Genomic DNA, 26,149 nt, shown 5'->3' on the forward strand with positions numbered 1-26,149 from the left:
CGGCCGTCAGCTTTCAGGCCCGGTGCTGCAGGGCGATGCGCGGCACGGCCCGGACCAGGGCCTGCGTATACGGGTGCTGCGGGGCGTGGAACAGCTGCTGCGGCGCTCCGCGCTCGACGATGCGGCCCTCGCTCAGCACGATGGCGTCGTCGCACAGGTGCTGGACCACGGCCAGGTCGTGGCTGATGAACAGATAGGACAGGCCCAGCTGCTGCTGCAGATCGTGCAGCAGGTTCAGCACCTGGGCCTGCACCGAGACGTCCAGCGCACTCACGGGCTCATCGGCCACGATGAGGCGGGGCCGTGTGATCAATGCCCGCGCAATGGCGATGCGCTGGCGCTGGCCGCCCGAGAACTCATGCGGGTACTTGTCCAGATCCTGCGCACGCAGCCCGACCTGTTCCAGCGTGGCGCGGGCCAGGTCCCGCCGGGCTGAGCGCTCGGGCGGGGCAGGCTGGGCGGTCAGGGGCTCGCAGACGATGTGCTCCACCGTCATGCGCGGGTCCAGCGAGCCGTAGGGGTCCTGGAACACCATCTGGAAATCGCGGCGCGCCATGCGCAGGGCCTGGTTGCCGAGCCTGTGCAGATCCTGGCCCAGCAGCTGCACGCTGCCGGCGCTGGGCGTGTCCAGCGCCATGACCAGGCGTGCCAGCGTGGACTTGCCTGAGCCCGACTCGCCCACCACGCCCAGGCTTCGCCCCGCCGTCAGCGTGAAATCCACGCCGCGCAGCGCATGCACCTGCTCCGGCGCGCGCCACAGCGACCGGCGCGGCAGCTGGTAGTTGCGGGCCAGGCCTGTCACTTGCAGCAGGGGTGCATCGGCGGCCGGTGGCGTCTGGCCCGGTGGCGCCTGGAGGGGGTGCCCTGTCATGCGCATTCCTGTGCAGGCAGGCCCTGTGCAATGGCCTCGGGGCGCAGGCAGCGCACCACATGCGGCTGTGCCCAGGCCTGCAGGGATGCGGGCGTGGGCCGCTGCGGGCGCTCCAGTACCACGGGGCGCGGGCGCTCGCTGTGGCAGGCCGGCTCGGTGAAGCTGCAGCGGCCCGCGAAGGCGCAGCCGGCCGGCAGGTCCACCAGCTCGGGCACGGTGCCGGCAATGGTGGGCAGCCGGGCCGGCGGCAGGCTGCCGGGGGCGGACAGGTCCAGCTGGGGCCTGGCCGCGAACAGGCCGCGCGTATAGGGATGGGCGCGGCGCGCGAAGATGGCCTCGGTCATGCCGCTTTCGACCACGCTGCCGCCGTACATGACCAGCAACTGCTCCACGTTCTGCGCGATCACGCCCAGGTCGTGCGAGATCAGCAGCAGGGCCATGGAATGCTCGGCCACCAGTTCCTGCAGCAGGTCCAGGATTTGCTGCTGAACGGTCACGTCCAGCGCCGTCGTGGGTTCGTCGGCAATCAGCAGGTCGGGCCCGCAGGCCAGGGCCATGGCGATGGTGATGCGCTGGCGCTGGCCGCCCGAGAACTGGTGCGGATAGTCGTCATAGCGCTGGGCCGCACGGGCAATGCCCACGCGCTCCAGCAGCGCCACCGCATGCGCGCGCGCGGCCTGGCGGCCCAGGCGCAGGTGATGGCGCAGCGGCTCGGCCACCTGGCGGCCGATGCCGTGCACGGGGTTCAACGCCGTCATCGGCTCCTGGAACACCATGGCCATGCGGTTGCCGCGCAGGCGGCACAGCGCGTTCTCGTCCATGTCCAGCAGCTCCTTGCCGTTGAGCTGGATGCTGCCGTCCACCTGGGCATGCTCTGGCAGCAGGCCCATCAGCGCCAGGGCGGTCAGCGACTTGCCGCAGCCCGACTCGCCGATCAGGCCCAGCGTGGCGCCGCGCTCCAGGATGAACTCCAGGTTCTGCACGGCGCGCGCGCGGCCGCGCGGGGTCTGCAAGGTGATGGTGAGGCCGGAGACTTCGAGCAGGGGCATGGGCGCGTGCCTTCCTCAGCGCTGGCGCGACAGGCGCGGGTCGAGCAGATCGCGCAGCCCATCGCCCAGCAGGTTGAGCCCGAGCACCGACAGCGCAATGGCCAGGCCCGGCCACACGGCCAGCAGCGGTGCCTGGAACATGAGGGTCTGGGCCTCGCTGAGCATGCGGCCCCAGGAGGCCTGGGGCGGCTGCGTGCCCAGGCCCAGATAGGACAGAGCGGCCTCGGCCAGAATGGCCAGCGCGAACTGGATGGTGGCCTGCACCACCAGCACCGGCAGGATGTTGGGCAGCACGTGGCGCCAGGTGATGCTGGCGCGGCCATGGCCGCAGGCGCGTGCGGCCAGCACGTATTCGCGTGCCCACACGGCCTTGGCCGATGCCCGCGTGATGCGCGCGAAGGTGGGAATGTTGAAGATGCCGATGGCAATGATGGCGTTGACGATGCCCGCGCCGAACACGGCCGTGAGCATGATGGCCGACAGCAGCGCGGGAAAGGCAAAGCTGAAATCGGCCAGCCGCATGATGGCCTCTTCCACCCAGCCCCTGCAGGCTGCCGCGACCAGGCCCAGCGCCACGCCCATCGACAGCCCGATGCCCACGGCAATCACGCCGACCAGGATGGAGCTGCGCGCGCCCAGGAACAGCAGCGAGGCCACGTCCCGCCCATAGGCGTCGGTGCCCAGCCAGTGCAGGGCGCCCGGTGCAGCCAGCTTGGCGTCCATGTCCATGTCGTAGGCAGAGCCCGGCGTCCACCAGAAAGACAGCAGGGCCGTGAGCAGCAGCAGCGCGGTCAGCACCGCTCCCAGCAGGAAGCTGCGGTGGCTCAGCATGCGCCGGCCCGCTCCGGCGGGCGCGCCCAGGGTGACGGCCCGCGTGGGCCGGTGGCCCGCTGGCGAGGCGGAGGGCGGGGGCGAAGGAGGGCTGTGCGGCTGGCTCATACGTCGCTGGCTTCGATGCGCGGATCAATGGCCGCGTACAGCACGTCCACGATGAAGTTGATGACCACCACCATGGCCGCCAGCAGCAGCACGCAGTTGCGCACCACGATCAGGTCGCGGTTGGCGATGGACTGGAAGATCAGCCGGCCCAGGCCCGGCAGGTAGAACACGTTTTCCACCACGATGGTGCCTGCCAGCAGCTGGGCGAACTGCAGGCCCATGACCGTGAGCACGGGAATCATGGCGTTGCGCAGCACATGGCCCCAGAGCACGGCGCGGCGCGACAGGCCCTTGGCGCGGGCCGTGCGCACGAAGTCTTCGCGCAGCACCTCCAGCACGGCCGAGCGCGTGATGCGCGCCAGGATGGCCGCCTGCACCACGGCCAGCGAGATGGCCGGCAGCAGCAGCGCCTGCAGTGCCTGCAGCGGGCCGCCGCCGTCGGCCTCGCTCCAGCCGGGAAAGCCGCCGGCGGAAAACCATTGCAGCTTTACCGAGAACACCAGGATCAGCAGGATGGCAAACCAGAAATTGGGGATGGCGATGCCGACCTGTGCCAGGCCCATGACGCCCAGGTCGCCCCAGCGGTTGTGGCGCGAGGCGGCATAGATGCCGGCGGCCAATGCCAGCACGGTCGTGATGAGCATGGCCATCACGGCCAGCGGCACGGTGACGGCCAGCCGCTCCAGCACCAGCTCGCTGACCGGCGTGCTATAGGCGTAGCTCAGGCCCATGTCGCCGTGCAGCAGCCCCTGCAGCCACTGCAGGTAGCGCTGCCAGGCCGGCTGGTCCAGCCCCAGTTGCACGGCCAGCGCTTGCACCGCCTCGGGCGCGGCGTCGGGGCCCATCAGCGTCTGGGCGGCATTGCCGGGCAGCACTTCCAGCACGCCGAAAACCACGGCCGATGCGCCCAGCAGCGTGGCTGCCAGCATCAGCAGGCGCTTGAGCAGAAAGATGCTCATGGGCAATCGGCCTCGGCAGGGTGGGTGGCGGTCACGTCGGCGGAGTGGGTGGGTTGTTCTTGGAAGGGCCCGAATGGTACTGCGCACGGCCCATGCGCGCAGCATAGCGGCCTTTGAAGCGGCAGGGCCCCGATGGACGGGGACGCGGCCATCGATTTCAGGTCGCCGGGCTTGCCCGTGCAGCCTCCATGCTTATGTGGCGGACAGGATAATGGCGGCATGACTGATGCCACCTTGCTGCAAGGCCCGTTCGGGGCGCATGGGCCCGCCCGGCCCGGAGCGTGGCTGGCACTTGCGAGGGACCTGCCATGGCTTTGATGATCACCGACGAATGCATCAACTGCGATGTCTGCGAGCCCGAGTGCCCGAACGATGCGATCTCCATGGGCGAGGAGTACTACGAGATCGAGCACAGCAAGTGCACGGAGTGCGTGGGCCATTTCGATGAGCCCCAGTGCGTGCAGATCTGCCCGGTGGCCTGCATTCCCGTGAATCCCGCCCATGTGGAAGACCGCGAGACGCTGATGCAGAAGTACCTGCGTCTGCAGTCCCAGGCTCCCGCTTCTTACTGAACGTTCAGCCCTTGTCGCTCTCGGCCGTGGCCGGGCGTACGGGCTTGGGGCGCGGCGGCTTGGTGGTGTGGATCAGCAAGGTTGCCTTGTCCATGTTGCCGGCCTGCAGTTCGGGCCAGGCCTTGAGGGAGTGGGCGATGCTGTCCTCGATCAGCTGGCGCTGGTCGGGCGCGGGCTTCTTGAGCACCCAGTTGGCGACTTCGGCCTTGTGGCCCGGATGGCCTATGCCGATGCGCAGCCGCCAGTAGTCGGCCGAGCCCAGCTGGGCATGGATATCGCGCAGGCCGTTGTGGCCACCGTGGCTGCCGCCGCGCTTGAGCTTGACCTGACCGGGCTCGAAGTCCAGTTCATCATGGACCACCAGGACTTCCTCGGGCTGGATCTTGAAGAAGCGCGCCAGCGCGCCCACCGACTTGCCCGACAGGTTCATGAAGGTCTGCGGCTGCAGCAGCCAGACGTTCTCGCCGCGCACGCTGGCACGGGCCATGAGGCCGAAGTAGCTGCGCTCGGGCACCAGATGGACCTTGAGTTCGCGCGCCAGCGCATCAATCCACCAAAAGCCCGCGTTGTGGCGGGTGTCCTCATACTCCGGCCCGGGGTTGCCCAGGCCGACAAACAATTTGATCATCGGGCGATTATCTCCATGGCGGCCGCAGCCGGCGGGCGAGGGTGCTCCCCCATGCAAAAGGCCCACGCGAGGTGGGCCTTTTGCAGGTTTGCGGCAGCCGGGGCCACCGCAAGGGAAAGCCAAGAATTACTTCTTGCCCTTCTTGGCCGGAGCGGCCGGGGCTGCCACGGGAGCTGCCGATGCATCAGGAGCCACTTCGGGCAGCTTGATGGAGATCAGGGCGGGGTTCTTGTTGGAACCGCGCACCACGGCCTTCACGCCGTTGGGCAGCTTGACGCCTTGCAGGCCCAGGGTGGACTTGGAAGTCAGGCCGCTCAGGTCCACGGTGATGAACTCGGGCAGTTGGGCGGGCATGCACACCACGTCCAGTTCATGGACCAGGGGAGTGATCGTGCAGTTCTCGACCTTGACGGCCTGGGACTGTTCCATGCCTTCGAAGTGCAGCGGCACCTTCAGGTGAACCTTGGTCTTGTCGTCAACGCGCTGGAAGTCCACGTGCAGGATGAGCTGCTTGTAGGGGTGGAATTGCACGTCGCGCAGCACGACCTTGGAGGTCTGGCCGTTGACTTCCATGTCCAGGATGCTGGAGTGGAACACTTCCTTCTTCAGGGCGTGCCACAGGGCGTTGTGATCGATTTCGATCAGTTGGGCTTCGGCAGCACCGCCGTAGACGATGCCAGGGGCCTTGCCCGAATTGCGCAGACGGCGGCTCGCACCCGTACCTTGCTTGGCGCGCTCAAAAGCGACGAATTGCATAACTAACTCCTAGATGGATGGACCGCGACCAGCCTCATCCGTTGATAAAAGAACGCCTGTCCGATGCGGACCAGGCTGCTCTTGCGGTGTCCCGGGGTGGTCCTGAAACCACTCCGGAACGCGCAAACCTCCCGAAGGAGGTTTGCTGGGTTCCGACCACAGGGGCCGATATTTTATTCAGAGAACAGGCTCAGCACCGAATCACCGGTGGAAATCCGCTGGATCGTCTGGGCAATCAGGGGTGCCACGGACAGTTGGCGGATCTTGCCGCAGGCCTGTGCCTCGGCGCTCAGGGGAATGGTGTTGGTCACCACGACCTCGTCCAGGGCGTTGCCGTTGCCGATGCGCTCGATGGCCGGACCCGAGAAGATCGGGTGCGTGCAGTAGGCATAGACACTCTTGGCGCCGCGCTGCTTGAGCACTTCGGCCGCCTTCACCAGCGTGCCGGCGGTGTCGATCATGTCATCCATGATCACGCAGTTGCGGCCGTCGATGTCGCCGATGACATGCATGACTTCGGAGACATTCGCCTTGGGGCGGCGCTTGTCGATGATGGCCAGGTCGCAGCCGAGCTGCTTGGCCAGCGCACGTGCGCGGACCACGCCGCCGACGTCAGGGGAGACGACGATCAGGTCTTCGTAGTTCTTCTGGCGCAGATCGCCCAGCAGCACCGGCGTGGCATAGATGTTGTCCACGGGGATGTCGAAGAAGCCCTGGATCTGGTCTGCGTGCAGGTCCATGGTCAGGACGCGCTCGACGCCCACGGCCTGCAGCATGTTGGCCACGACCTTGGCCGTGATCGGCACGCGGGTGGAGCGCGGGCGGCGGTCCTGGCGGGCGTAGCCGAAGTAGGGAATCACCGCGCAGATGCGCTCGGCCGATGCACGCTTGAGCGCGTCCACCATGACCAGCAGTTCCATCAGGTTGTCGTTGGTCGGTGCGCAGGTGGATTGCACGACGAAGACGTCGCGCGTACGCACGTTCTGCTTGATCTCGACGGCGACTTCTCCATCGGAGAAACGACCCACGTCGGCTGCGCCCAGCGTGGTGCCGAGGTGCTGAACGATTTCAGTGGCCATGCCAGGATTGGCATTGCCGGTGAAGACCATGATGTCAGGATGATGTGAATGCATTGAGCGCCCCAGTACGATGGGTTTGCCTTGACGCGAAAGACGTTTGGCAGGGGAGGAAGGACTCGAACCCTCGCATGCCGGAATCAAAATCCGGTGCCTTTACCAACTTGGCGACTCCCCTACACAGGCCTTCTGCCGCAGGCAGACAGCCTATAAACTTTCATCTTTCAGCCAATCCTTGAGAGGATGGGCCTGCAGATTGCTGCAAACTCTGACGTTCCAGGCGCCAGGGGCATCCTTTAAGTCAATCGTTTGCGTCAGTGGTGCAAATACTGCACTTCCTGAGCCCGTCATTCTAGCATGCAGTTTTAGTGAGTTTAGCCAATCGATGGCTTTTTTCACTTCAGGCTGCAGCCTTTCGGCGACAGGCTGCAAGTCGTTTTGGCCAAAGCCATAGTGATCTGCAGCAAAGTCTTCGATTGTAGCATGGGCATGATCGCGCTTGAGGGTTGCGTCGCGGAAGATGGACAGGGTCTCCAGCCCCGCCTCGGGCTTGACCACTACGAACCGCTGGGGCGGCAGGGCATTGGCCTGTTCCAGTGGCGTGATGTGCTCGCCTATGCCTTCCACCCAGGCGGAGTTGCCGCAAAGAAAGAAGGGCACATCGGCGCCCAGGTCCAGTGCAATGCGCTGCAGCTCGCGCCGCGTCAGGTTCAACTGCCACAGGCGGTTCAGTGCGATGAGGGTCGATGCCGCATCCGACGAGCCTCCGCCCATCCCGGCCTGCGCCGGCAGGCGCTTTTCCACGCCGATGTGCACGCCCGCGCTGCAGCCGGTCGCCTGCTGCAGGGCCCGTGCGGCCCGCACGATGAGATCGTCGGCAGGAAGTGCCATGCCCGACAGGTCCTCGCGGCTGATCTGGCCGTCGCCACGCCTGTCGAAATGCAGCGTGTCATGCCAGTCCAACAGCATGAAGACCGATTGCAGCAGGTGATAGCCATCGGCGCGGCGGCCGGTGATATGGAGGAACAGGTTGAGCTTGGCCGGAGCCGGCACGTCGTGGAGCGAGCGCATGGGCTGGAGAGGATGAGGAAAAGGAGGCAGGGGCGGCAGGCGGGGATGGAGCAGGCGCGCCCGGCGGAAATCAGGGCGTGTCGAGCACGATGCGCAGCGCGGCCGGCGGCTGCGGGTCATGGCGCCGGGCGGACAGGCGGCCCTGCTCCATGCGGGAGAGGTCGACCTGCCAGCCTGCGGCTGCGGTGGCCCGGCCCTGCAGCCAGTCGAACAGGGCGGCAATGGGCAGATCGCTGCCCGTCAGCTCCTGCACCAGGGCGGGCAGCGAGTCCGAGGTCTTGCGCTCCTCGCCTTGTTGCAGGCTTGCCTGTCCCGGTTCCCAGAGCAGACGCGCCAGTGTCGAGCCCAGGGGCGTGAACAGCAGCAGCTCGCCGCGCTGGGGGGTGCCCAGCAGCTCGAAGCCTGCGCTGAAGGATTGGTTTTGCGCATCTTCCACCTGCAGGGCCAGCCGGCCCGCCCAGTGGCCTGCAGCGGCGGGTGCAGTTGCATCGGCCTGCAGCTGGCGGGGTGGCAGGGCGCAGCCGGCCAGGGCCAGCAGTGCGGCGGCGGCCGCCGTGGCGCACAGCTGCCGGCGTGCAAGGGCGGGATGCGGCAACCCGGGCACGGCGCGGTAGCTCAAAGCGAGACGCCCAGGCGGCGCAGGGTTTCGCGCAGGGTCGTGTTGTCGGGACTGGTGGCCAGGCCCTGGCGCCAGATCTTCTGCGCGCGTTCGCGATCACCCTTGGCCCAGAGCACTTCGCCCAGGTGTGCGGCGATCTCCACGTCGGGGCGTGATGCGTAGGCGCTTTCGAGCAGCCTGAGGGCTTCGTCCAGGTCGCCCCGGCGGAATTTCACCCAGGCAAGGCTGTCGGTGATGAAGGGGTCGCCAGGCGACATTTCCAGCGCCTTGCCGACGAGCTTTTCGGCTTCATCCAGATGGATGCCGCGTTCGGCGAAGGAGTAGCCCAGCGCGTTGTAGGCGTGCTGGAAATCGGGCTGGCGCGCGATGATGCCGCGCAGCAGCCGCTCCATTTCGTCATGCTTGCCAATGCGCTCCGCCAGCAGGGCGGTGTCATAGGCGAGCTCGGCGTCTTCAGGGTCCTGCTTTTGCAACTCGGCCTGCAGCGCGTAGGCCTGGGCATTCTGATTGGCATCGCGCAGCAGCTGCACTTCGGCCAGGCGCTTGAGCCGCTGCTGGCTGGGGCCGCTGGCGGGCACGGCCTCGATGAGGGCGCGGGCTTCCTTGAGCTTGCCCTGGCGCGCGAGCAGGGCGGCACGGCGCGCCTGCACGCTCAGCAGGTTGGGCGCGTCGTCGATGCGGCGCAGCAGGGCGTCGGCCTCGGCGAACTTGCCTTGCTTTTCTGCAATCTGGGACTGAAGCAGGTAGTACTGGGACTGGGCTGCGCTGCGCGCCACACCGGCGGGAATCTGCGGCACGAGCTTGCCGAAGCGCTCGGTGGACGCCTGGGCTGCATCCACGTCGTTGGACTGCAGCTGCAGCGCGGCCAGGGTGGCCCAGGCTTCGGCGTAGTCGGGGGAATCCACGGTGATGGAGACCAGCTGCTGGCGGGCCTCGTCCAGGCGCTGCTGGCCCAGCAGCACGCGGGCATAGGCCATGCGCATCTGGGCTGAAGGGTTCTTGGCCAGGTAGCGTTTGACGATGGGCTCCGCCTCGGGCATGCCGGCTTCCAGCAGTTCCATGGACAGCAGGGCCACGGGGCCGGTATCGGGTGTCAGCGCCTGTGCCTTTTGCACGGCCTGCATGGCGGCAGCCTTCTGCCCGGCGCCCAGGCGCATGTGGCCGATGGTGGCCCAGGCAAGGGGGCCACTGGCGGGGTTGTCGGTCTCGCCCGCCATGGCCTGCTCGACCACATCGGCCGCCAGGGCCTTGTCGCTGGCGTTGTTGTAGAGCTGGGTGATGCCCAGGTAGGTGGCGGGCTTGGAGGGCGCAGGCGTGGCCTCGATCTCCCGCTTGAGATAGCTGCCGGTATCGGCGATGCGGTTCAGTGCCACCAGGATCTGAAGCACGAAGCGGTTGGCGTCGCGGGACTGGGGAAAGGCGTCGAGCCAGGCGCGGGCATTGGCCAGTGCGCGCTCGCCGGAGCGCGACTGCAGCGCCAGCTCGGTGCCACGCCGGTACAGCTGCTCGCTGCCGCTGGTGCGAGCGGCCTCCATCATCATGGCCTGGGCGTCGCCCAGCGCACCTTCGCTGGCGGCGATCTCGCCGACCAGGATCTCGTAGAACAGCTCGGCGTTGAGGGCGGCGCGATCGTCCTCCGCAGAGGCGGCGGCGGACGAGGGAGGTTCGGGGGATTCCGTCTCGATGGTGGCTGCGGTCTTGCCTGGGAGTGCCCAGGCAGTGGCGGAACCCATGGCCAGGGCTGCTGCCACGGCAAGTCCCTGAAGGCGAAGGCGATGATCCATCGAACCATAATAATCGAAGCCCAGACCACATTTCGCACAACTACAGCACAACCCGGATCGCATGCCTGAATTGCCAGAAGTAGAAGTCACGCGGCGCGCTTTTGCCGCGCAGATCGCCGGAGCGCGCATTGAATCCGTGGCCTTGGGCAAGCCCTTGCGCTGGCCGTTGGGCATTGCCCCCGAGCTGCTGGCCGGGCGCGATGTGCACGGCGTGCGCCGGCGCGGCAAGTATCTGCTGATGGAGCTGAGCGAGGGCCTGCTGATGCTGCACCTGGGCATGTCGGGCAGCCTGCGTTTCGTGGCCCCCCATGAAGCACCGCTGGGGCCAGCAGGAACGCATGACCATTTCGACCTGCAGACCAGCAAGGGCCTGCTGCGGCTGCATGATCCGCGGCGCTTTGGTGCGGTGATGTATGTGGCGGCCGAGAGCGATCCCTGGGCGCGCAGGCTGCTGGATCATCTGGGGATGGAGCCGCTGGATGACAGCTTCTCGTTCGAGACCTTCCGGGCCGGCCTGAAGGCCAGCCGCACGCCCATCAAGCAATTGCTGCTGAACGGCAGCGTGGTCGTGGGCGTGGGCAATATCTATGCGTCCGAGGTGCTGTTCATGGCGCGCATCGCGCCCACGCAGCCGGCCTGCGAGGTCGGGCCGCGCAAGGTGCGCCGGTTGTTCGAGGAGATCCGCCGCGTGCTGGCCCTGGCAGTGGAGCAGGGCGGCACGACGCTGCGCGATTTCTCCGCGCCCGACGGCATGGCCGGCCACTTCCAGCTGCAGGCCAAGGTCTATGGCCGCGAAGGCCTGCCCTGCACGCACTGCGGCTCGCCCGTGCAAATGCTGCGCCAGGGGCAGCGCAGCACCTACTTCTGCGCGCGGTGCCAGAAGGCGGGATGATCGCTTCAAAAAACGGAGCGAATTCTCAACGTCTCGTAACGCCTGTTGCGGCTGCATTGCGGCAGGTCCCGCGAAGCATTTGCAAAAAGCGCTTGTTTCTTCAAATTTCAGGCACCAGCCGCCGCAGATTGATGGTGAAATATTGTTTCATTTGTAAATAAACGATATTTTGTCCTTAATCCCCCCGCTCCAGGGGCCGGCCTTGGGGCGCCGCAGCAGGCAAAACGGGGCGACGGTGCTATATTTTGAAGAGAACAGGCATCACGCTTGCGGCGCAATGTCGAGGCGATCACTAGGCATCGGCAGACATTGGCGATGCAATGGCGGGGGAAACACGTGGGACCATCATTCAACGAGCAATTCGACCAGCACGGCGCATGGCGCCGCGGCTTTGCGCAGCAATTGCATGCGCTGCGCGAATGGCTGCAGTCCCAGGAGCTGCTGGATATCGCGGTGCAGGAGCGGCTGCAGCGGCTGGAAGCCCAGGTGCGTGGCGACAAGGTCATGGTGGCCTTCGTGGCCGAGTTCTCGCGTGGCAAGTCCGAGCTGATCAATGCGGTCTTCTTCGCCCACTATGGCCGCCGCCTCATGCCTGCCAGCGCAGGGCGCACGACCATGTGCCCCGCCGAGCTGGGTTGGGAAGCAGAGCTGCAGCCCAGCCTGCGCCTGTTGCCCATCGATACGCGCGAATCGCTGGAAAGCCTGGGCCAGTGGCGCGCCCGTCCCGAGGCCTGGCTGCAACTGCCGCTCGACGTGAACAATGCCCAGCAGATCGCCGACACGCTGGCCAAGGTGGCCGAAGTGCGCAAGGTTTCCGTGGAACTGGCGCGGACCTGGGGCTTCTGGCATGACGAGGACCAGGGCGGCAATCCCTTCGTGGATGAGCAGGGCCTGGTCGAGGTGCCCATGTGGCGCCATGCGCTGATCAACATGCCCCATCCCCTGCTCAAGCAGGGTCTGGTCATTCTGGACACGCCCGGCCTGAATGCCGTGGGCGCCGAGCCCGAGCTGACCGTCAACCTGATCCCTCAGGCCCATGCCGTGGTCTTCGTGCTGGCGGCCGATACCGGCGTGACCAAGTCCGATCTGGCCATCTGGCGCGACCATGTGCTGCCGCCCGATGTGGCTTCCGGCCAGCATGCGCTGGCCGACTCCCGCCTCGTGGTGCTCAACAAGATAGACACGCTCTGGGACAGCCTGAGTTCCGCGTCGCAGGTGCAGGCCCAGCTGCAGCGCCAGCGCCAGGAGTCGGCACAGATGCTGGGCCTGCCCATGGAGCGGGTGCTCCCCGTGTCGGCGCAAAAGGGCCTGGTGGCCAAGGTCTCCAGCAACGATGCGCTGCTGCAGGCCAGCGGACTGCCCGTTTTCGAGAACATGCTGGCCGAGGGCATCATGGGCCAGCGCCAGAAGGTGCTGCAGACGGCCGTCAGGGCCAATGTGCAGCAGTTGCAGGTCGAGGTGGAGCGCGTGCTCAACATCCGCCGCCGCGACCTGGACGACCAGATGGCCGAGCTGCGCAGCCTGCGCGGCAAGAATGCCAGCGTCATCGCCTCCATGCGCCACCGCATCGAGAGCGAGCAGCAGGATTTCGATGCCAGCGCCGCCAGGATCCAGGCCGTGCGGCTGGTGCACATGCGCATGCTGCGCGACATCTTCCGCCAGCTGGGTTCCAGCGCGCTCAAGCAGGAGCTGGTCGATCTCAAGGATGCGCTGGAGCAGCGCGGCCTGAAGCTGGGCGCCCGCAAGGTCTATGCCGAAACCTTCGAGCGCCTGCGCACCGTGGCGACCCGCGCCCAGGCGCAGGCCGGAGAGATCCAGTCCATGCTGGGCGCGACCTTCAAGGAACTCAATGCCGAGTTCGGCTTCTCGCTGCAGGCTCCGGCCCAGCTGGAACTGGCCGAGTTCGGCGGCGACCTGCAGCGCATCGAGGCCAGCTACACCCAGTACCTGGGCCTGGGCCACGCGCTCAGGCGCAGCAATCCTGCGTTTGCGCAGCGCCTGATCAAGGCGCTGGCGATGCGGCTGCGCACGGTGTTCGAGTCTGCGGCCAACGACGTGGACATGTGGAGCAAATCCGCCACGGCCCAGCTCGATGCCCAATTGAAGGAGCGCAAGCGCAGCTTTGCCCGCCGCATCGAAGCGGTGGACCGCATACAGAATGCGGCCTCGGGCCTGGTGGAACGCATTGCCGAGATCGAGACCGCTGACGAACAGCTCACGGCCTTGCAGCTGCAGCTGGGGCAGGCCACCATGGAACTGCTGCAACCCCTGTCGCCCACGCCCGCCTTCCCCGGCCTGGCAAAGGCTGCACAGGAAACTTCACTGACTGCTTGATATCTTGACCTTTCCCTCGATTGCCACGCCCGTCGTGCAGTGGCAGGCGTCGCATGGACGCAATCACCTGCCCTGGCAGCAGACGCGCGATCCCTACCGCGTCTGGCTCTCCGAAATCATGCTGCAGCAGACCCAGGTGAGTACCGTGCTGGGCTACTACCAGCGCTTTCTCGATGCCTTCCCCGATGTCGCCAGCCTGGCGGCCGCACCGCATGACGCGGTGCTGGCGCTGTGGAGCGGCCTGGGCTACTACAGCCGCGCGCGCAACCTGCACCGCTGTGCCCAGGCCGTGGTCGAGGACTGGGGTGGTGCCTTTCCCGGGAGGGCCGAGGATCTGGCCACGCTGCCCGGCATAGGCCGGTCCACGGCGGGCGCCATCGCCTCCTTTTGCTTTTCCGAGCGTGTGCCCATCCTCGATGCCAACGTGCGGCGCGTGCTCACGCGCGTGCTGGCTTTCGATGCCGATCTGGCTGTTGCCAGGAACGAGCGCGAACTGTGGGACCTGGCCGAGCAGCTGTGCCCCACCGAGGACCTGCAGCAAGCCATGCCCCGCTATACCCAGGGCCTGATGGACCTGGGTGCCACCATCTGCACGCCGCGCAAGCCCAGCTGCCTGGTCTGTCCGCTGCAGCCGCAGTGCCGGGCAGCCCGCTTTGGCAATCCCGAAAACTATCCCGTGCGAACGCGCAAGCTCAAGCGCAGTTCCGAGGCCTGGTGGCTGCTGATCGCCGTGGACGGGCAGGGCCGCGTCTGGCTGGAGCGCCGTCCTCAACAGGGCATCTGGGCGGGGCTTTATGCGCCGCCCGTGTTCAACGGGCGCGAGGCGCTGGAGCAGGCGGCGGCACAGCATTGGCCGGGAACGGCGCCCCTGGACTGGACCGATCTGCCCGCCTTCCTGCATGTGCTCACCCACCGCGATCTGCACCTGCATCCGGTGCGCGTGCGCGTGCAGGGCGGCGGCATCGATGCCGCCACGCCGGACGGCCAGGGCTGCTGGGCCGATGCCGGGGCCTGGGCCGATATGGGCCTGCCAGCCCCCGTGCGCAAGCTGCTGGATGCGCAATTCGCGGGCTGAGGCCACGGCCGGCCCGGCTGGCTAGAACCTGCGGCGCGGCAGCAGCAGGGCGCAGCGCAGCAGCATCCAGGCCAGCCACTGTTCCCGTGCGCCGGGTGTGCGCCTGGCGCGTGCGGTGGCGTCGGCAATGTGCAGGCGCAGGGAGCCAAGGGCATGGCGGTCCCCGCTTTGCACGGCCTGTTGCCAGGCCTGCTCGCAGCGCTGGCGCTCCAGCGCCTGATTGTCCGGGCTGCTGCGGATATCGCTGATGGCGGTGATGGTGCTCATGGCTGCAGCGCTCCCACGGTGGGTGGGGTGCCCGCGTCTTCACCGCCGCGGTCGCCATCCTGCCGGCCGAAGGCATACCAGTCCACATGCCGCGTGCAGACCATGATCAGGGCCAGCACCGCGAACAGCGCGATCGATCCCACGATGAGCGCGCTTTGCTCCAGTTGCAGCAGCACGTACAGCAGGCCGTAGAGGGCGGCGATGCCCGCCGCAAACGGCAGGCCGCGGCGCAGGCTGCCCAGGATGTGGCTGGCGTAGTAGGCCAGCAGCAGCACGCAGGCCGAGGCGGCAATGCCGTAGGCGCTGGCAAATCCCATGTGCTCCGACAGGCTGATCAGCAGCAGGAAGAAGCTGCACAGCGCCGATCCCACCAGCAGGTACTGGATGGGATGCACGCGCAGCTGCTTGAGCACCTCGAACAGGCCGACGGCCACGAAGGTCAGCACCACGAAGAGCAGGCCGTACTTGGTGGCGCGGTCGCTCAACGAGTAGGCGTTGATGGGGTCCACGAAGTCCGTATCCAGCGATTCCAGGCAAGGGCCGCTGTTGGGGGCATGGGCGGCGGCCGCGTATTCCTCCATGTCGCGGCGGCCGGGCTGGCACAGCGGCTGCTGGTCGGTGAAGGCCTGGCGTGCGGACGAGGCCAGGGCCGAGAGGTTCCAACTGGCTTCGAAGCCCTTGTCGCTGATCTCCCGCCGGTTGGGCAGAAAGCTTCCACCGAACGAGGGATGGGGCCAGTCGGCCGACAACTGGACCTGGCTGTGGCTGCCCAGCGGCACGAAGGCCAGCTTTTCGGTGCCCACCAGTTCCAGGGCAATCTTCAGTTCAAGGGGCCCGTCCTTCTTGAGCAGGGCCGGCGCCAGTTCCGCCTGCAGGCCCTGCGAGTAGCGCTCCAGTGATGTGCCGGGGCCCACGTCCAGGCTCTTGCCATCGGCTTCGATGATGGCCGAGCGTATGCCGCGCGGATCGGTGAGCGACAGCGCCACGCGCAGTGCGCCGCAGCGCACGGTCTGGTTGGCCGCCGTGTCGATGGAGGGCCTTTCCAGGTACTGGGCGGCGTTCGTGAAGCTGGCGCTGATGCTGTCCTGCATGGCATAGGTGCTGACCTGGTGCAGGCCGCGCGAGCGCTCCTCCATGCGCGCCGTGGCCTGGTGGCGCAGTTGGTCGGGCAGCAGCATGCGCTGGAACTGGCGCGTGGTCCATTCGGTCTTGCTGCCTTTCTCGATGCCCGTGGTCTCGGTGCAGTTTTGCACCAGCACCGGGCCCATCAGCGTCTGGCGGCCAGCCAGGCTGGCGACCACGCCCTGCACGGCGTTGTCGCGGTTGCGTATGCGGTCCCGCACCACGTCGTGTATCAGGCCCAGGCCCAGCATCAAAAGGCCCATCATGACCAGCAGGGCCACGCCTTTGGCAAGCAGTCGGTTCTTCATTCCACATCCCGTTCGTTGATCGTGGACGCAGTCTGGGCGGGGGTTGTGTGGCCGGAATGAAGTGTGTGAAGCGGGTGTGAAGTCGGATTTGCAGGACCGATAGGGGCGTCAGTGTGCCCGCAGTGGCCAATTCAGCGTGACACGCAGCCCGGGGTGGGCGTTGGCGGCCTGCATGCTGCCGCCGTGCAGCAGCATGATGCGCAGCACGATGGACAGGCCCAGGCCCGTGCCGCTGCGCTCTCCGTTGGGGCGGGGGGTGGTGAAAAAGCGCTCGCCCAGCCGGCCGAGTAGCGCCTCGGGCACGCCGGGGCCGTGGTCGCGCACGCTGACGCGGCCGGGCTCCAGGTCCACGTGGATGCTGCTGCCCTCTGGGGCGAAGTCGATGGCGTTGCTCAGCAGGTTGCTCAGGGCCAGCACCACCAGGTCCTGCTCCCAGGGGCCGCTGCTGTCCTGGCCTTGCAGAACCAGCTGGATGCGGCGCTGGTGCGCAGCGCTGTGGACTTGCGCCATGGCCTGTTCGGCACAGGCCTGCAGGCTGCAGGCCGTGTGCGCGTGCAGGGCGCGGCGCTGCTCCAGCTGGCTCAGGCGCAGCAACTGGTCCACGAGGTTTTGCAGGCGCTGGCACTGGTCCACCACCTGGCGCGCGAACAGTTCGCGGTCGGCTGGGGGCAGGTCTTCCTGCAGCAGCTCGCCTGCGCCACGGATGGCAGCCACGGGGCTCTTGAGTTCGTGCGTGAGGGCGCGCACATAGCCTTCGATGTAGTCGCGCCCTTCCAGGCGGCTGCGCATGTTCTCCATGGCGCGGGCCAGCTCGCCCAGCTCGCCGGGCATGCGCGGGGCTTCGGGCATGGGGGGCGCCGTGGTGGGCGAGGTGGCCTCGTTGAGCGTGGGCGCCTGTACCTGCTGGGCATAGCTGCGCAGGCGCCGCACATGGATGACCAGCCACCAGGTCACGGCAAAGCCCACGCCGGCCGACAGCAGCAGGAACAGCAGGCCGCCGCGCAGCATCTTGCTTTCCGCGCTGTCCACGATCTTCTGCACCGAGTGGGCGGGCTTGGAGGCGGTGAGCACGCCCGCCACGCGGCCATCGACCATGATGGGTGCCGAGACATACATGACGCTGCTGGCCTCGTCGTTCTGCACCTCGCGCGTGGTGCGTGCGCCGTATTCGCCGCGCAGCGTGCGGTACACGTCGCGCCAGCGCGAGTAGTCGGCGCCCTGGTCCAGGCCGGCGGAGTCGAACAGCACCAGGCCCTTCTGGTCCGTGACGGTGACGCGCATGTCCAGGCTGGTCTTGCGCGTGTCCCAGATCCAGACCTTGACGGTCTGGTTGGCATAGGCCTGCATGTGGTGCGCGAAGCGGCTGTCGGCGGGGCTTTGCTGCAGCACGCCGCTGGCCATGTCGTCGCTGGCCAGCGCGGCCAGGGCGTAGGCGGTCTCGACCAGCGTGTCCTCGGTCACCTTGCGCACGCTGGGCTTGACCTCGACCATGAAGACGCGCAGCACGAAGAATGCGGCCAGGCCGTTGATGACGAAAAAGGCGAAGAACAGCCGCAGTCCGAGGCGCATGGCGTGCTGCGGTGGCTCAGCCCGGCAGCGTCAGGCTGTAGCCCATGCCGCGGTGGGTGGTGATGAAGTCCTGCTGCGGCGCCTGGGCGCGCAGCTTGGCGCGCAGGGTCTTGACGTGCGTATCCACGGTGCGGTCCGTGCTGTCGCTGTCCTGGCCCCAGATGCTGTCGAGGAGGAACTCGCGGCTGAGGATGCGCCCGGGGCGCTCCAGCAGGCAGCGCAGCAGCTGGTACTCGCGCCGCGTCAGCTCCAGGGGCACGCCCTGCATGCGCACGCGCTGGCCTTGCGTATCGATGCTGAACAGGGCATCGGCCGGCGCTGCGCTGGCCGTTGGCGCGGGCTGCAGGCGCTGCGCACGGCGCAGCAGGGCGCGGGTGCGGGCCACCAGCTCGCGCGGGCTGAAGGGTTTGGTCAGGTAGTCATCGGCACCCAGCTCCAGGCCCAGCACGCGGTCCATTTCCTCGCCGCGTGCACTGAGCACCAGCAGCGGCACGGTGGCGCCGGCCTGGCGCAGCTCGCGGCACCAGTCCAGGCCGTTGCCATCGGGCAGGCCCACGTCCAGCAACAGTGCATCGGGCGGCTGCGCCTGCCATTGCGCGCGTGCATCGGCCAGCTGCAGGCAGTGGCGCACGGCGATGCCGTCGCGCTCCAGCGCATAGCAGACGGTGCGCGCGATGGCGGGGTCGTCCTCCACCAGCAACACACGCGGAGCGTTCGTCATCGGCAAGCCTTGCATCGCAGTGTTCCGGAGGCGGGGCCTGGCGCTCAGACGTCGTGCGCAAGCAAGTCGGCAGGCTTGAGCGTGGGCCGGCTGTCCAGCGAGCGGTGCCGGCACAGCGTGGGCCAGCGCGGGGCAAAGTGCCGCGCCAGTTCCTCGACCAGGAAGACCGAGCGGTGCTGGCCCCCCGTGCAGCCGATGGCCACGGTGACATAGCTGCGGTGGTTGCTGGCCATCATGTCCAGCCAGGACTCCAGGAACTGCTGGATGTCTCGGCGCATCTGGTCCACGCCGGGCTGCTGGCGCAGGAACTCGGCCACGGGCGCGTCCATGCCGGTCAGCGGGCGCAGCTGGGGTTCGTAGTGCGGGTTGGGTAGCATGCGCACATCGAACACATAGTCGGAATCCGAGGGCAGGCCGTGCTTGAAGCCGAAGGACTGGAAGACCAGCGTCATCTGGCCCACCGGGGCCGCAATCAGCTCCTTGATATAGCTTTGCAGCTGGGACGAGCGCAGGTGGCTGGTGTCGATGACATGCGACTTCTCGCGCAGGTCGCCCAGCAGCTCGCGCTCGGTTTCTATGTCCTGCACCAGGGCGCGGCGGCCTTCGGCGACCGGCCCCTGCGACAGCGGATGGCGCCGCCGGGTTTCGGAGAAGCGCCGCACCAGGGTGCCCGTGGTGGCGTCCAGAAAGACCAGGTGGGGCACGACGCCCTGGCGCTGCAGTCGTTCCAGCTGGCCGGGCAGGTGGGGCAGTCCGCCGGCGCTGCGCGCATCCATGGCGATGGCCACCTTGTTGCTGTGGCGGCCGTGCTCCAGTTCGACGAAGGCGGACAGCAGCTCGGGGGGCAGGTTGTCCACGCAGTAGTAGCCGGCATCCTCCAGCGCATGCAGGGCGACGGATTTGCCCGATCCGGACATCCCGGTGATCAGCACGATCTCAAGCGACATGGCATCAGCCTCCATTGGTGTTGCGCGCGCCGTTGGCCGCGCGTCCCGGCTTGGACCGTGTGCGGTCGGCATCGGCCTGGGGCCGCTGCCGGCCGGCCCGTCGCGGGGGTGGGCGGGGCGCGGGTGCCTGGCGCGCCATGGCCAGCATTTCGCGGGCATGGGCCATCGTGGTTTCGGACTGGCGCTCGCCACCGAGCATGCGCGCCAGCTCGGCCTCGCGTGCGGCGCTGTTCAGCGGCTGCACGGTGCTGAGCGTGCCTTGCCTGGCGCGCTGCTTGGCCACCAGGTAGTGCTGGTCGGCGCAGGCGGCAACCTGCGGCAGGTGGGTGACGGACAGCACCTGCCGCGATCGGCCCAGCGCATGCATGAGGCGGCCCACGGTCTCGGCGACGGCGCCGCCCACGCCCGAGTCCACCTCGTCGAAGATCAGCGTTCCGGCCTCGCCCAGCTCGCTGGTGGTCACGGCAATCGCCAGCGAAATGCGCGACAGCTCGCCGCCCGACGCCACCTTGGCAATCGGCTTGGGACTGGCGCCCGGGTGGCCGGCAACCAGAAAGGCCACGCTGTCCACACCAAAGGCACCGGGGGAGTCGGCCGTGGACAGGGCGGCCTCGAACAGGCCGCCTTCCATGCCCAGGCCCTGCATGGCCTGGGTGATGGCGCGCGACAGGCGCGGCGCGGCCAGGGCGCGTTGCTGCGACAGCACCCGGGCGCTGGCCTGGTAGTGCTGCTGCGCGGATTGCTCTGCAGCGTGCAGGGCCTCGATGTCCACGGCGGCGTCCAGCTGCTGCAGCTCCTGGCGCCAGCCGGCCAGCAGTCCCGGCAGTTCATCGGGCGTGCGGCGGTAGCGGCGCGCCAGCTGCATCCACAGCGACAGGCGTTCATCGAGCTCGGCCAGGCGCTCGGGGTCCAGGTCGGCGCGGCGCAGATAGCTTTGCAGCGAATGGCGCGCATCCTGCGCCTGGGCCATGCATGAGGCCAGCACGTCGGCAATGTTCTGGAAGTCGGGCTCCAGGTGTTCCTGGTTCTGGATCAGGTGGCTGGCGCGGCCCAGCGGAGTGATCACCCCGGCCTCGTCGTCCTCCAGCATCTGCAGAGTGGTCTGGGCGGTGTCGATCAGGGTCTGGGCATGCGACAGGCGCGTGTGCTGGGCATTGAGCTCGTCCCACTCGTCGGCCTGCGGGGCCAGCTTGTCGAGTTCGGTGATCTGCCACTGCAGCCGCTCGCGCTCGCGCTGCAGGCTGTCCTGGGCGGATTGCGCATGCTGCAGCGCCTGCCGGGCCTGGGACCAACGGCTCCAGCAGCCCTGGACCTCGCGGCTGTCGATGCCCGCATAGGCGTCCAGCAGCGCGCGTGCTGCGTCGGGCCGCGTGAGGCTTTGCCAGGCATGCTGGCCGTGGATGTCGATGAGTTGCTCACCCAGGGCGCGCAGCTGCGTGGCCGTGGCTGGTGTGCCGTTGATCCAGGCGCGGCTGCGGCCCTGGGTGTCCACCGTGCGCCGCAGCAGCAGGCCGCTGTCCTCGCAGGCTAGGCCTGCGGCCTCCAGCCAGGGGCGCAGCCGTGCGCAGCCGTCGAACTCCACGCAGATGTCGGCCTGGGTGCAGCCTTCGCGCACCACGTCCGCGTCGGCGCGGGCGCCCAGGGCCAGCTGCAATGCGTCGATCAGGATGGATTTGCCGGCGCCGGTCTCGCCGGTCAGCACGGTGAAGCCCGCATGCCAGTCCAGATCCAGGGCCTGCACGATCACGAAGTCGCGCAGAACGATGCGCTTGAGCGCCATGGTCAGGCGCCTCCCTCGTTCCAGCCCAGTTTCTTGCGCAGCGTGGCGAAGTAGTTCCAGCCCTTGGGATGCAGAAAGCGCACGCTGTGGTGGGCGCGGCTCACGAGGATGCGGTCGCCATGCTGCAGCGAGGCCAGGGACTGCATGTCGAAATTGGCGCTGACATCGCGCCCGGCCACGACCTCGATCGTGACCTCGTTGGCATCGGACAGCACGATGGGGCGGTTGGACAGGTTGTGCGGCGCAATGGGGGCCATCACCCAGGCGGGGATGGAAGGGTGCATCATCGGCCCGCCAGCAGACAGGGCATAGGCCGTGGAGCCCGTGGGCGTGGCCACGATCAGGCCGTCGGCGCGTTGGTTGGAGACAAAGCGGCCGCCCACCTCGATGCGCAGCTCCACCATGCCCGAGGTGCCGCCGCGGTTGACCACCACGTCGTTCATGGCCAGGGCCTCGAACACGCACTGGCCGTCGCGGATCACGCGGGCGCACATCAGAGGACGCAGGTCCTCCTCGTATTCGCCCTGCAGCATGGGCGTGAGCGTGGCCTCGAAGTCCTCCAGCGCGATGTCGGTGACAAAGCCCAGGCGGCCCTGGTTCACCCCGATCAGGGGCGTTCCGTATTGCGCCAGATGCCGGCTCACGCCGAGCATGGTGCCGTCGCCGCCGACGACCAGGCCCAGGTCGCAATGCCTGCCCAGGCCATCGACATCGAGGGTGGGGTAGTCTGTGAGCCCTGCGTGCAGGGCCGATTGGGTATCAAGCACGACTTCGCAGCCCTGGCGCCTGAGGAAGTCCGCAATGCGCTCAAGCGCGTTGCTGGCATTCTCGGACGGGGCGCTTGCGCTGGGAGCGTGGTACTTCCCGATCAAGGCAACGTGGCGAAACGTGGACGTCATTTCTGGAAATTACATCATTAAAATCATCACATGCTCGACGAACGTGCCAAGTTGTTGCTCAAAGCGCTGATCGAGCGTTATATCGCTGACGGCCAGCCTGTGGGCTCGCGAACCCTGTCGCGTGCGTCGGGGCTTGAATTGTCGCCTGCCACGATACGCAATGTGATGGCTGACCTCGAAGACCTGGGGTTGATCATCAGCCCGCACACCTCGGCGGGCCGCATTCCGACCGCCCGGGGCTACCGGCTGTTCGTGGACACCATGCTCACTGCAGACCGTGCCGATATCGTGACGCCCGAGCTCGCGCCCGAGCAGCCGCAGAAAGTCATCGCCAACGCCGCCAACCTGCTGTCCAGCCTTTCCCAGTTCGTGGGCGTGGTGCTGGTGCCGCGCCGCACCTCGGTGTTCAAGCACATCGAATTCGTGCGGCTGTCGGAGCGGCGCTTTCTGGTCATCATCGTATCGCCCGACGGTGACGTGCAAAACCGCGTCATCTTCACCGACGTGGACTACTCGTCCTCGCAGCTGATCGAAGCCTCCAACTTCCTCAACAGCCACTACGCGGGCCTGGCCATGGAAGAGGTGCGAGAGCGCCTCAAGGGCGAGGTGGAGCTGCTGCGCGGCGAGGTGGCCACGCTCATGCAGGCGGCCGTCAACATCGGCACGGAAGCCATGACCAGCGCCCAGGAGGACGTGGTCATCGCGGGCGAGCGCAACCTGCTGTCGGTCAGCGATTTCTCCAGCGACATGGGCAATCTGCGCCGCGCCTTCGACCTGTTCGAGCAAAAGACCCAGATCCTCAGGCTGCTGGACTTTTCCAGCCAGGCGGAAGGCGTGCGCATCTACATCGGTGGTGAAAGCCAGGTCGTGCCTTTCGAGGAGCTGTCCGTGGTCAGCGCGCCCTACGAGCTCGACGGCAAGGTGGTGGGTACGCTGGGCGTGATCGGGCCCACCCGCATGCACTACGACCGCATGATCCAGATCGTGGACATCACCTCCAAGCTCGTCAGCAATGCGCTGAGTCACAAGCGCTGAGTCCTGCGGGTTAGGCTCTACAATAGTTGTTTGCCATGGCCTGCATCCGTGCTGCCTTGGTGAATCAGGGGCCTTAGCTCATGCTTGGTTAGAGCAGCGGACTCATAATCCGTTGGTGCCCAGTTCGACTCTGGGAGGCCCTACCATCCATTGGTATGAAAAGCCTGCCGCCTTTCCGGGCGGCAGGCTTTTTTGCTGGGCACACGGCGCTGCATGGCGATGCCATCGCCCGGTTGCCAGGGAATGCGGTCGCCGGGTTTTTTGCAGAAATATGGCGCTTTTGTCCGGGAGCCCCAAAACCCGCTGCTACAATGCGAAGCGTTGCGGCTGTAGCTCAGCTGGATAGAGTACTTGGCTACGAACCAAGGGGTCGTGGGTTCGATTCCTGCCAGCCGCACCAAAAAACGCAAAGCCCTGAAGTTGAAAGACTTCAGGGCTTTTTCGTTTTCTGCATCCGCATCCGCGTCCCTGAGATGCCAGTCAGGCCTTTTCCGCTTTCGGCAGCACGATGCTGAAGGAGCTGCCCTGGCCGGGCGTGCTTTCTATCTCAAGCCGCCCACCATGGCGGGCGGCCACGGTGCGCACAAAGGCCAGGCCCAGGCCCACGCCGTCGAGGTGCTGGTGATGGTCCAGGCGCTCGAACGGCTGGCTCAGCCGGGCAACGGCCTGCCCATCCATGCCGGGCCCGTGGTCCCGGATGGTGATGCGGCAATGGCCTGCGTCCTGCCGCAGCAGGCATTGCACCGTGGCGGGGTTTGCCTGATCTGCGCGCGCTCCGTATTTGATGGCGTTGCCGATCAGGTTGACGGCCGCGCGGTGGAGCATGCCCGCATCGCCCAACACGGGGCATTCCTGTTCGGGCAGGTGGAACTCCAGCTGCACATGGGCCGCAGAGGCCTGGGCCCAGCAGCTTTCCACGGCCTGGTCCAGCACCAGGCCCAGGTCCAGCCGTTCCCGGCGCAGCGCCTGCTGCTGGGCGCGTGCCAGGTGCACGAAATCGTCGGCCAGCTGCAGGGAGGCCTGGGCATAGCCTTCGATGCGCGGCAGCAGGAGGCCGAGGTCGGGTGCCTGTACGGCGCCGCGCTGCATCTCCAGCAAGGTGATGATGGATGCCACGGGCGCACGGATGTCGTGCGAGATGAACTGCATGGCCAGGTCGCGCTGGGCCTGGGCGCTGCGCAGATCGCTGATATCGACCAGGGTGATCAGCCAGCCCGTGGTGGGCGGTGCCTCGAAGGTCTGGGTCAGCAGCATCAGGCTGCGTCCCATGGGGTCGCGCCCCTCGCTGCTGGGCGGCAGGCCGTGGGTGGCAAGTGCCTCGAGCGTGAGCAAGGGCTGGCCGGCGGATGCGCCGGCTGCCGTGTCCAGTGCCCGCAGACCATCGAGCAGCCGGGGCAGGGCATCGCCGGCACGCAGGCCATGCCCCAGGCTGCGCGCATAGGCGTGGGCTGCGGCATTGGCCAGCAGCACATGGCCCTGCCGGTCGCAGACAAAGGTGGGCGAGGGCAGCTGGCGCAGGCTTTCGCTGACGAAATGGTGCAGGGCGCGCAGTTGGCGCGAAGCCTGCTCCACGGCCGCGATGCGCTGGTCCAGCAGGTCGCCTCCCAGGCGCAGCGCGGTGGGCAGGCCCTGCCCCTGCAGGTCGCGCAGCTCCAGCGCCAGAAAGCGCGCGGCGGCGCGCAGGCGCAGCCAGCTCCATAGCGGATAGGCCAGGGCCAGGCCCAGCAGGCCGGCTGCAGGCGCCGTCTGCACCTGCCACAGGCGCGGTGCAAGCCCGGCCAGCGAAAGGCAGGCCAGGGCCAGCAGCGCGCAGGCCAGCATGCCGCCCGACGGGCCCAGCCAGGCCAGGGCCAGCAGGGCCAGCAGCACGGCTGCCGCATTGAGCGCGCGGTTGAGCGTGGCCGACGCGGGATGCACATGCGAGCCCTGCAGGCTGCCGTTGAGCACATGGGCCAGCATCTCCACGCTGGAGATGGGCCGCGCGCTGGTGCCCAGCGGTGCGGTGAAGCGGCTGCCCAGGCCGGTGGCCGTCGTGCCGATGAGCACGTATTTGCCGCGGAATGCCGCTGCAGGAATGCGGCCGCGCAGCACGTCGATGTAGGAATAGGTGGTGAAGGGCGAGCGGTCCCTGGCGCCTTGCTCCGGCCTGGCCTGTGCAAAGGCAATGATCTCCTGCTGGCGGCGTTGCCAGGGGGTTGCGTCGGGGTCCATGGGCGGCACGGGCTCCGGGCGGGCGCATGCGCGGCCGTTCTCGCCCACGCAGTGCAGGGCCAGCGCCATGTGCCACCAGGGCTGCTGCGCACTGCCTTCGATGGCATGGAAGCCGCGCACCGCGCCATCGGCGTCCACGGGCAGCTGGGTATGGCCCAGCGCCGCTGCCGCCTGTGCGAAGGCCGGCAGCGGACCGCTGCCTGGCGCCACGGGCAAGACGGTGCGGCCGCTGCGCTGCAGAACGCGCGCCAGCAGCAGGTCGTCACCGGGGTAGTCCAGGTCTTCCTCGCTGAGCATCACGTCCAGGCCTATGGCGCGCGGCGGTGCCTGGCTGATGCGTTCCAGCAGGCCGGCGTGCAGGGCGCGGCGCCAGGGCCAGCGGCCAATGGCGTCAATGCTGGCATCGTCGATGGCGACGATGACGATGTCCTGCGATGCCTTGGGGCGGTGCAGCCAGCTGGCCGTGTCCTGAACGAAGCCGTTGATACGGTCGAGCTGCCCGTCGCCGCTGAGCCAGAACACCAGGGACAGCAGGCCCGCCGCCAGCAGCAGCCAGTCCCGCCGCAGTCCACGGCCACGCGCAGGCGCTGGCTGCGCCGGCGTGGCGGGGCTGTCAGGCAGGGGCGGCTGGGTGGACAAGCGCGGTCAGGGAATGAACGGGCACG

Annotated in this window: 23 protein-coding genes and 3 tRNA genes; 7 read left to right on the plus strand and 19 right to left on the minus strand. The window is 67.6% G+C overall.

Features of this window, described 5'->3' with window-relative positions; genetic code table 11:
* Positions 1-13: 13 nt before the first annotated feature.
* The 4 genes from IB269_RS00405 to IB269_RS00420 are packed head-to-tail and all read right to left on the minus strand — an operon-like array spanning position 14 to position 3,818.
* Positions 14-871 carry an ATP-binding cassette domain-containing protein gene (locus tag IB269_RS00405; RefSeq protein WP_192366171.1) on the minus strand — a complete coding sequence of 286 codons (858 nt, stop codon included), beginning with the start codon at positions 869-871 and terminating at the stop codon, positions 14-16.
* Positions 868-1,920 carry an ABC transporter ATP-binding protein gene (locus IB269_RS00410; protein ID WP_063328213.1) on the minus strand — a complete coding sequence of 351 codons (1,053 nt, stop codon included), beginning with the start codon at positions 1,918-1,920 and terminating at the stop codon, positions 868-870. The genes IB269_RS00405 and IB269_RS00410 overlap by 4 nt, the downstream gene beginning before the upstream one ends.
* A gap of 15 nt (positions 1,921-1,935) precedes the next feature.
* The gene (locus tag IB269_RS00415) at positions 1,936-2,859 is read right to left on the minus strand and encodes an ABC transporter permease (protein ID WP_099752817.1); all 924 of its coding nucleotides are present in this window, start codon (positions 2,857-2,859) and stop codon (positions 1,936-1,938) included.
* Positions 2,856-3,818 (minus strand): ABC transporter permease, encoded by a 963-nt coding sequence (locus IB269_RS00420; RefSeq protein WP_099752818.1) that lies wholly within the window; start codon positions 3,816-3,818, stop codon positions 2,856-2,858. Before IB269_RS00420 ends, IB269_RS00415 begins: the two co-directional genes overlap by 4 nt.
* Positions 3,819-4,126: 308 nt before the next feature.
* Between IB269_RS00420 and IB269_RS00425 the strand changes: the two genes are divergently transcribed.
* Positions 4,127-4,390 carry a YfhL family 4Fe-4S dicluster ferredoxin gene (locus IB269_RS00425; RefSeq protein WP_192366173.1) on the plus strand — a complete coding sequence of 88 codons (264 nt, stop codon included), beginning with the start codon at positions 4,127-4,129 and terminating at the stop codon, positions 4,388-4,390.
* Positions 4,391-4,394: 4 nt separating this feature from the next.
* Here IB269_RS00425 and pth read toward each other — a convergent pair whose 3' ends face one another.
* From pth to IB269_RS00460, 7 genes are all read right to left on the minus strand, one after another.
* Complete coding sequence (pth, locus tag IB269_RS00430) at positions 4,395-5,018, minus strand: aminoacyl-tRNA hydrolase (RefSeq protein WP_192366175.1); 624 nt, start codon at positions 5,016-5,018, stop codon at positions 4,395-4,397.
* 126 nt (positions 5,019-5,144) lie between these two features.
* A complete protein-coding gene (locus IB269_RS00435; RefSeq protein WP_013800859.1) occupies positions 5,145-5,774 on the minus strand; it encodes a 50S ribosomal protein L25/general stress protein Ctc in 630 nt (209 codons plus the stop codon).
* A 173-nt stretch (positions 5,775-5,947) separates the two neighbouring features.
* On the minus strand, positions 5,948-6,907 hold the full coding sequence (locus IB269_RS00440; RefSeq protein WP_012207231.1) for a ribose-phosphate pyrophosphokinase: 960 nt from the start codon (positions 6,905-6,907) through the stop codon (positions 5,948-5,950).
* Between the two features lie 44 nt (positions 6,908-6,951).
* A tRNA-Gln gene (locus IB269_RS00445) sits at positions 6,952-7,028 on the minus strand.
* Positions 7,029-7,057: 29 nt separating this feature from the next.
* Positions 7,058-7,921: a 4-(cytidine 5'-diphospho)-2-C-methyl-D-erythritol kinase gene (ispE, locus tag IB269_RS00450; protein WP_096913894.1), complete on the minus strand. Its 864-nt coding sequence runs from the start codon at positions 7,919-7,921 to the stop codon at positions 7,058-7,060.
* 70 nt (positions 7,922-7,991) lie between these two features.
* Positions 7,992-8,540, minus strand: a complete 549-nt coding sequence (locus tag IB269_RS00455) for an outer membrane lipoprotein LolB (RefSeq protein ID WP_225613927.1) — start codon at positions 8,538-8,540, stop codon at positions 7,992-7,994.
* Positions 8,537-10,324, minus strand: coding sequence for a tetratricopeptide repeat protein (locus tag IB269_RS00460; RefSeq protein WP_174549346.1), 1,788 nt, complete (start codon positions 10,322-10,324; stop codon positions 8,537-8,539). The genes IB269_RS00455 and IB269_RS00460 overlap by 4 nt, the downstream gene beginning before the upstream one ends.
* A 61-nt stretch (positions 10,325-10,385) precedes the next feature.
* Here IB269_RS00460 and mutM point away from each other — a divergent pair, with 61 nt between their 5' ends.
* The 3 genes from mutM (at position 10,386) to mutY (ending at position 14,625) form a co-directional block, all read left to right on the plus strand.
* Complete coding sequence (mutM, locus tag IB269_RS00465; protein ID WP_012207227.1) at positions 10,386-11,216, plus strand: bifunctional DNA-formamidopyrimidine glycosylase/DNA-(apurinic or apyrimidinic site) lyase; 831 nt, start codon at positions 10,386-10,388, stop codon at positions 11,214-11,216.
* 336 nt (positions 11,217-11,552) lie between these two features.
* Complete coding sequence (locus IB269_RS00470) at positions 11,553-13,550, plus strand: dynamin family protein (RefSeq protein ID WP_192366177.1); 1,998 nt, start codon at positions 11,553-11,555, stop codon at positions 13,548-13,550.
* Positions 13,551-13,554: 4 nt separating this feature from the next.
* The gene (gene mutY, locus IB269_RS00475; RefSeq protein WP_192366178.1) at positions 13,555-14,625 is read left to right on the plus strand and encodes an A/G-specific adenine glycosylase; all 1,071 of its coding nucleotides are present in this window, start codon (positions 13,555-13,557) and stop codon (positions 14,623-14,625) included.
* A gap of 21 nt (positions 14,626-14,646) precedes the next feature.
* Here the strand turns inward: mutY and IB269_RS00480 are convergent, their stop codons facing one another.
* From IB269_RS00480 to IB269_RS00510, 7 genes are all read right to left on the minus strand, one after another.
* Complete coding sequence (locus IB269_RS00480) at positions 14,647-14,892, minus strand: hypothetical protein (protein ID WP_192366179.1); 246 nt, start codon at positions 14,890-14,892, stop codon at positions 14,647-14,649.
* Complete coding sequence (gene creD / locus IB269_RS00485) at positions 14,889-16,322, minus strand: cell envelope integrity protein CreD (protein ID WP_192366180.1); 1,434 nt, start codon at positions 16,320-16,322, stop codon at positions 14,889-14,891. The genes IB269_RS00480 and creD overlap by 4 nt, the downstream gene beginning before the upstream one ends.
* A 108-nt stretch (positions 16,323-16,430) precedes the next feature.
* Complete coding sequence (gene creC / locus IB269_RS00490; RefSeq protein WP_192366181.1) at positions 16,431-17,891, minus strand: two-component system sensor histidine kinase CreC; 1,461 nt, start codon at positions 17,889-17,891, stop codon at positions 16,431-16,433.
* Between the two features lie 16 nt (positions 17,892-17,907).
* Positions 17,908-18,627: a two-component system response regulator CreB gene (gene creB, locus IB269_RS00495; protein WP_192366182.1), complete on the minus strand. Its 720-nt coding sequence runs from the start codon at positions 18,625-18,627 to the stop codon at positions 17,908-17,910.
* Positions 18,628-18,656: 29 nt separating this feature from the next.
* Positions 18,657-19,559 carry an RNase adapter RapZ gene (rapZ, locus tag IB269_RS00500; protein ID WP_012207220.1) on the minus strand — a complete coding sequence of 301 codons (903 nt, stop codon included), beginning with the start codon at positions 19,557-19,559 and terminating at the stop codon, positions 18,657-18,659.
* 4 nt (positions 19,560-19,563) lie between these two features.
* Positions 19,564-21,339, minus strand: a complete 1,776-nt coding sequence (recN, locus tag IB269_RS00505; protein ID WP_192366183.1) for a DNA repair protein RecN — start codon at positions 21,337-21,339, stop codon at positions 19,564-19,566.
* 2 nt (positions 21,340-21,341) lie between these two features.
* The gene (locus tag IB269_RS00510; protein WP_012207218.1) at positions 21,342-22,238 is read right to left on the minus strand and encodes an NAD kinase; all 897 of its coding nucleotides are present in this window, start codon (positions 22,236-22,238) and stop codon (positions 21,342-21,344) included.
* Positions 22,239-22,268: 30 nt separating this feature from the next.
* Between IB269_RS00510 and hrcA the strand changes: the two genes are divergently transcribed.
* The 3 genes from hrcA (at position 22,269) to IB269_RS00525 (ending at position 23,673) form a co-directional block, all read left to right on the plus strand.
* The gene (hrcA, locus tag IB269_RS00515) at positions 22,269-23,273 is read left to right on the plus strand and encodes a heat-inducible transcriptional repressor HrcA (protein WP_034396851.1); all 1,005 of its coding nucleotides are present in this window, start codon (positions 22,269-22,271) and stop codon (positions 23,271-23,273) included.
* Positions 23,274-23,340: 67 nt separating this feature from the next.
* Positions 23,341-23,419, plus strand: a tRNA-Ile gene (locus IB269_RS00520).
* Between the two features lie 177 nt (positions 23,420-23,596).
* A tRNA-Arg gene (locus tag IB269_RS00525) sits at positions 23,597-23,673 on the plus strand.
* A gap of 80 nt (positions 23,674-23,753) precedes the next feature.
* Here IB269_RS00525 and IB269_RS00530 read toward each other — a convergent pair.
* Positions 23,754-26,123 carry a CHASE2 domain-containing protein gene (locus IB269_RS00530; RefSeq protein ID WP_099732920.1) on the minus strand — a complete coding sequence of 790 codons (2,370 nt, stop codon included), beginning with the start codon at positions 26,121-26,123 and terminating at the stop codon, positions 23,754-23,756.
* Between the last annotated feature and the right edge of the window lie 26 nt (positions 26,124-26,149).

The organism is Delftia sp. DLF01, from assembly GCF_014852125.1.
GTDB lineage: Bacteria > Pseudomonadota > Gammaproteobacteria > Burkholderiales > Burkholderiaceae_C > Comamonas > Comamonas acidovorans.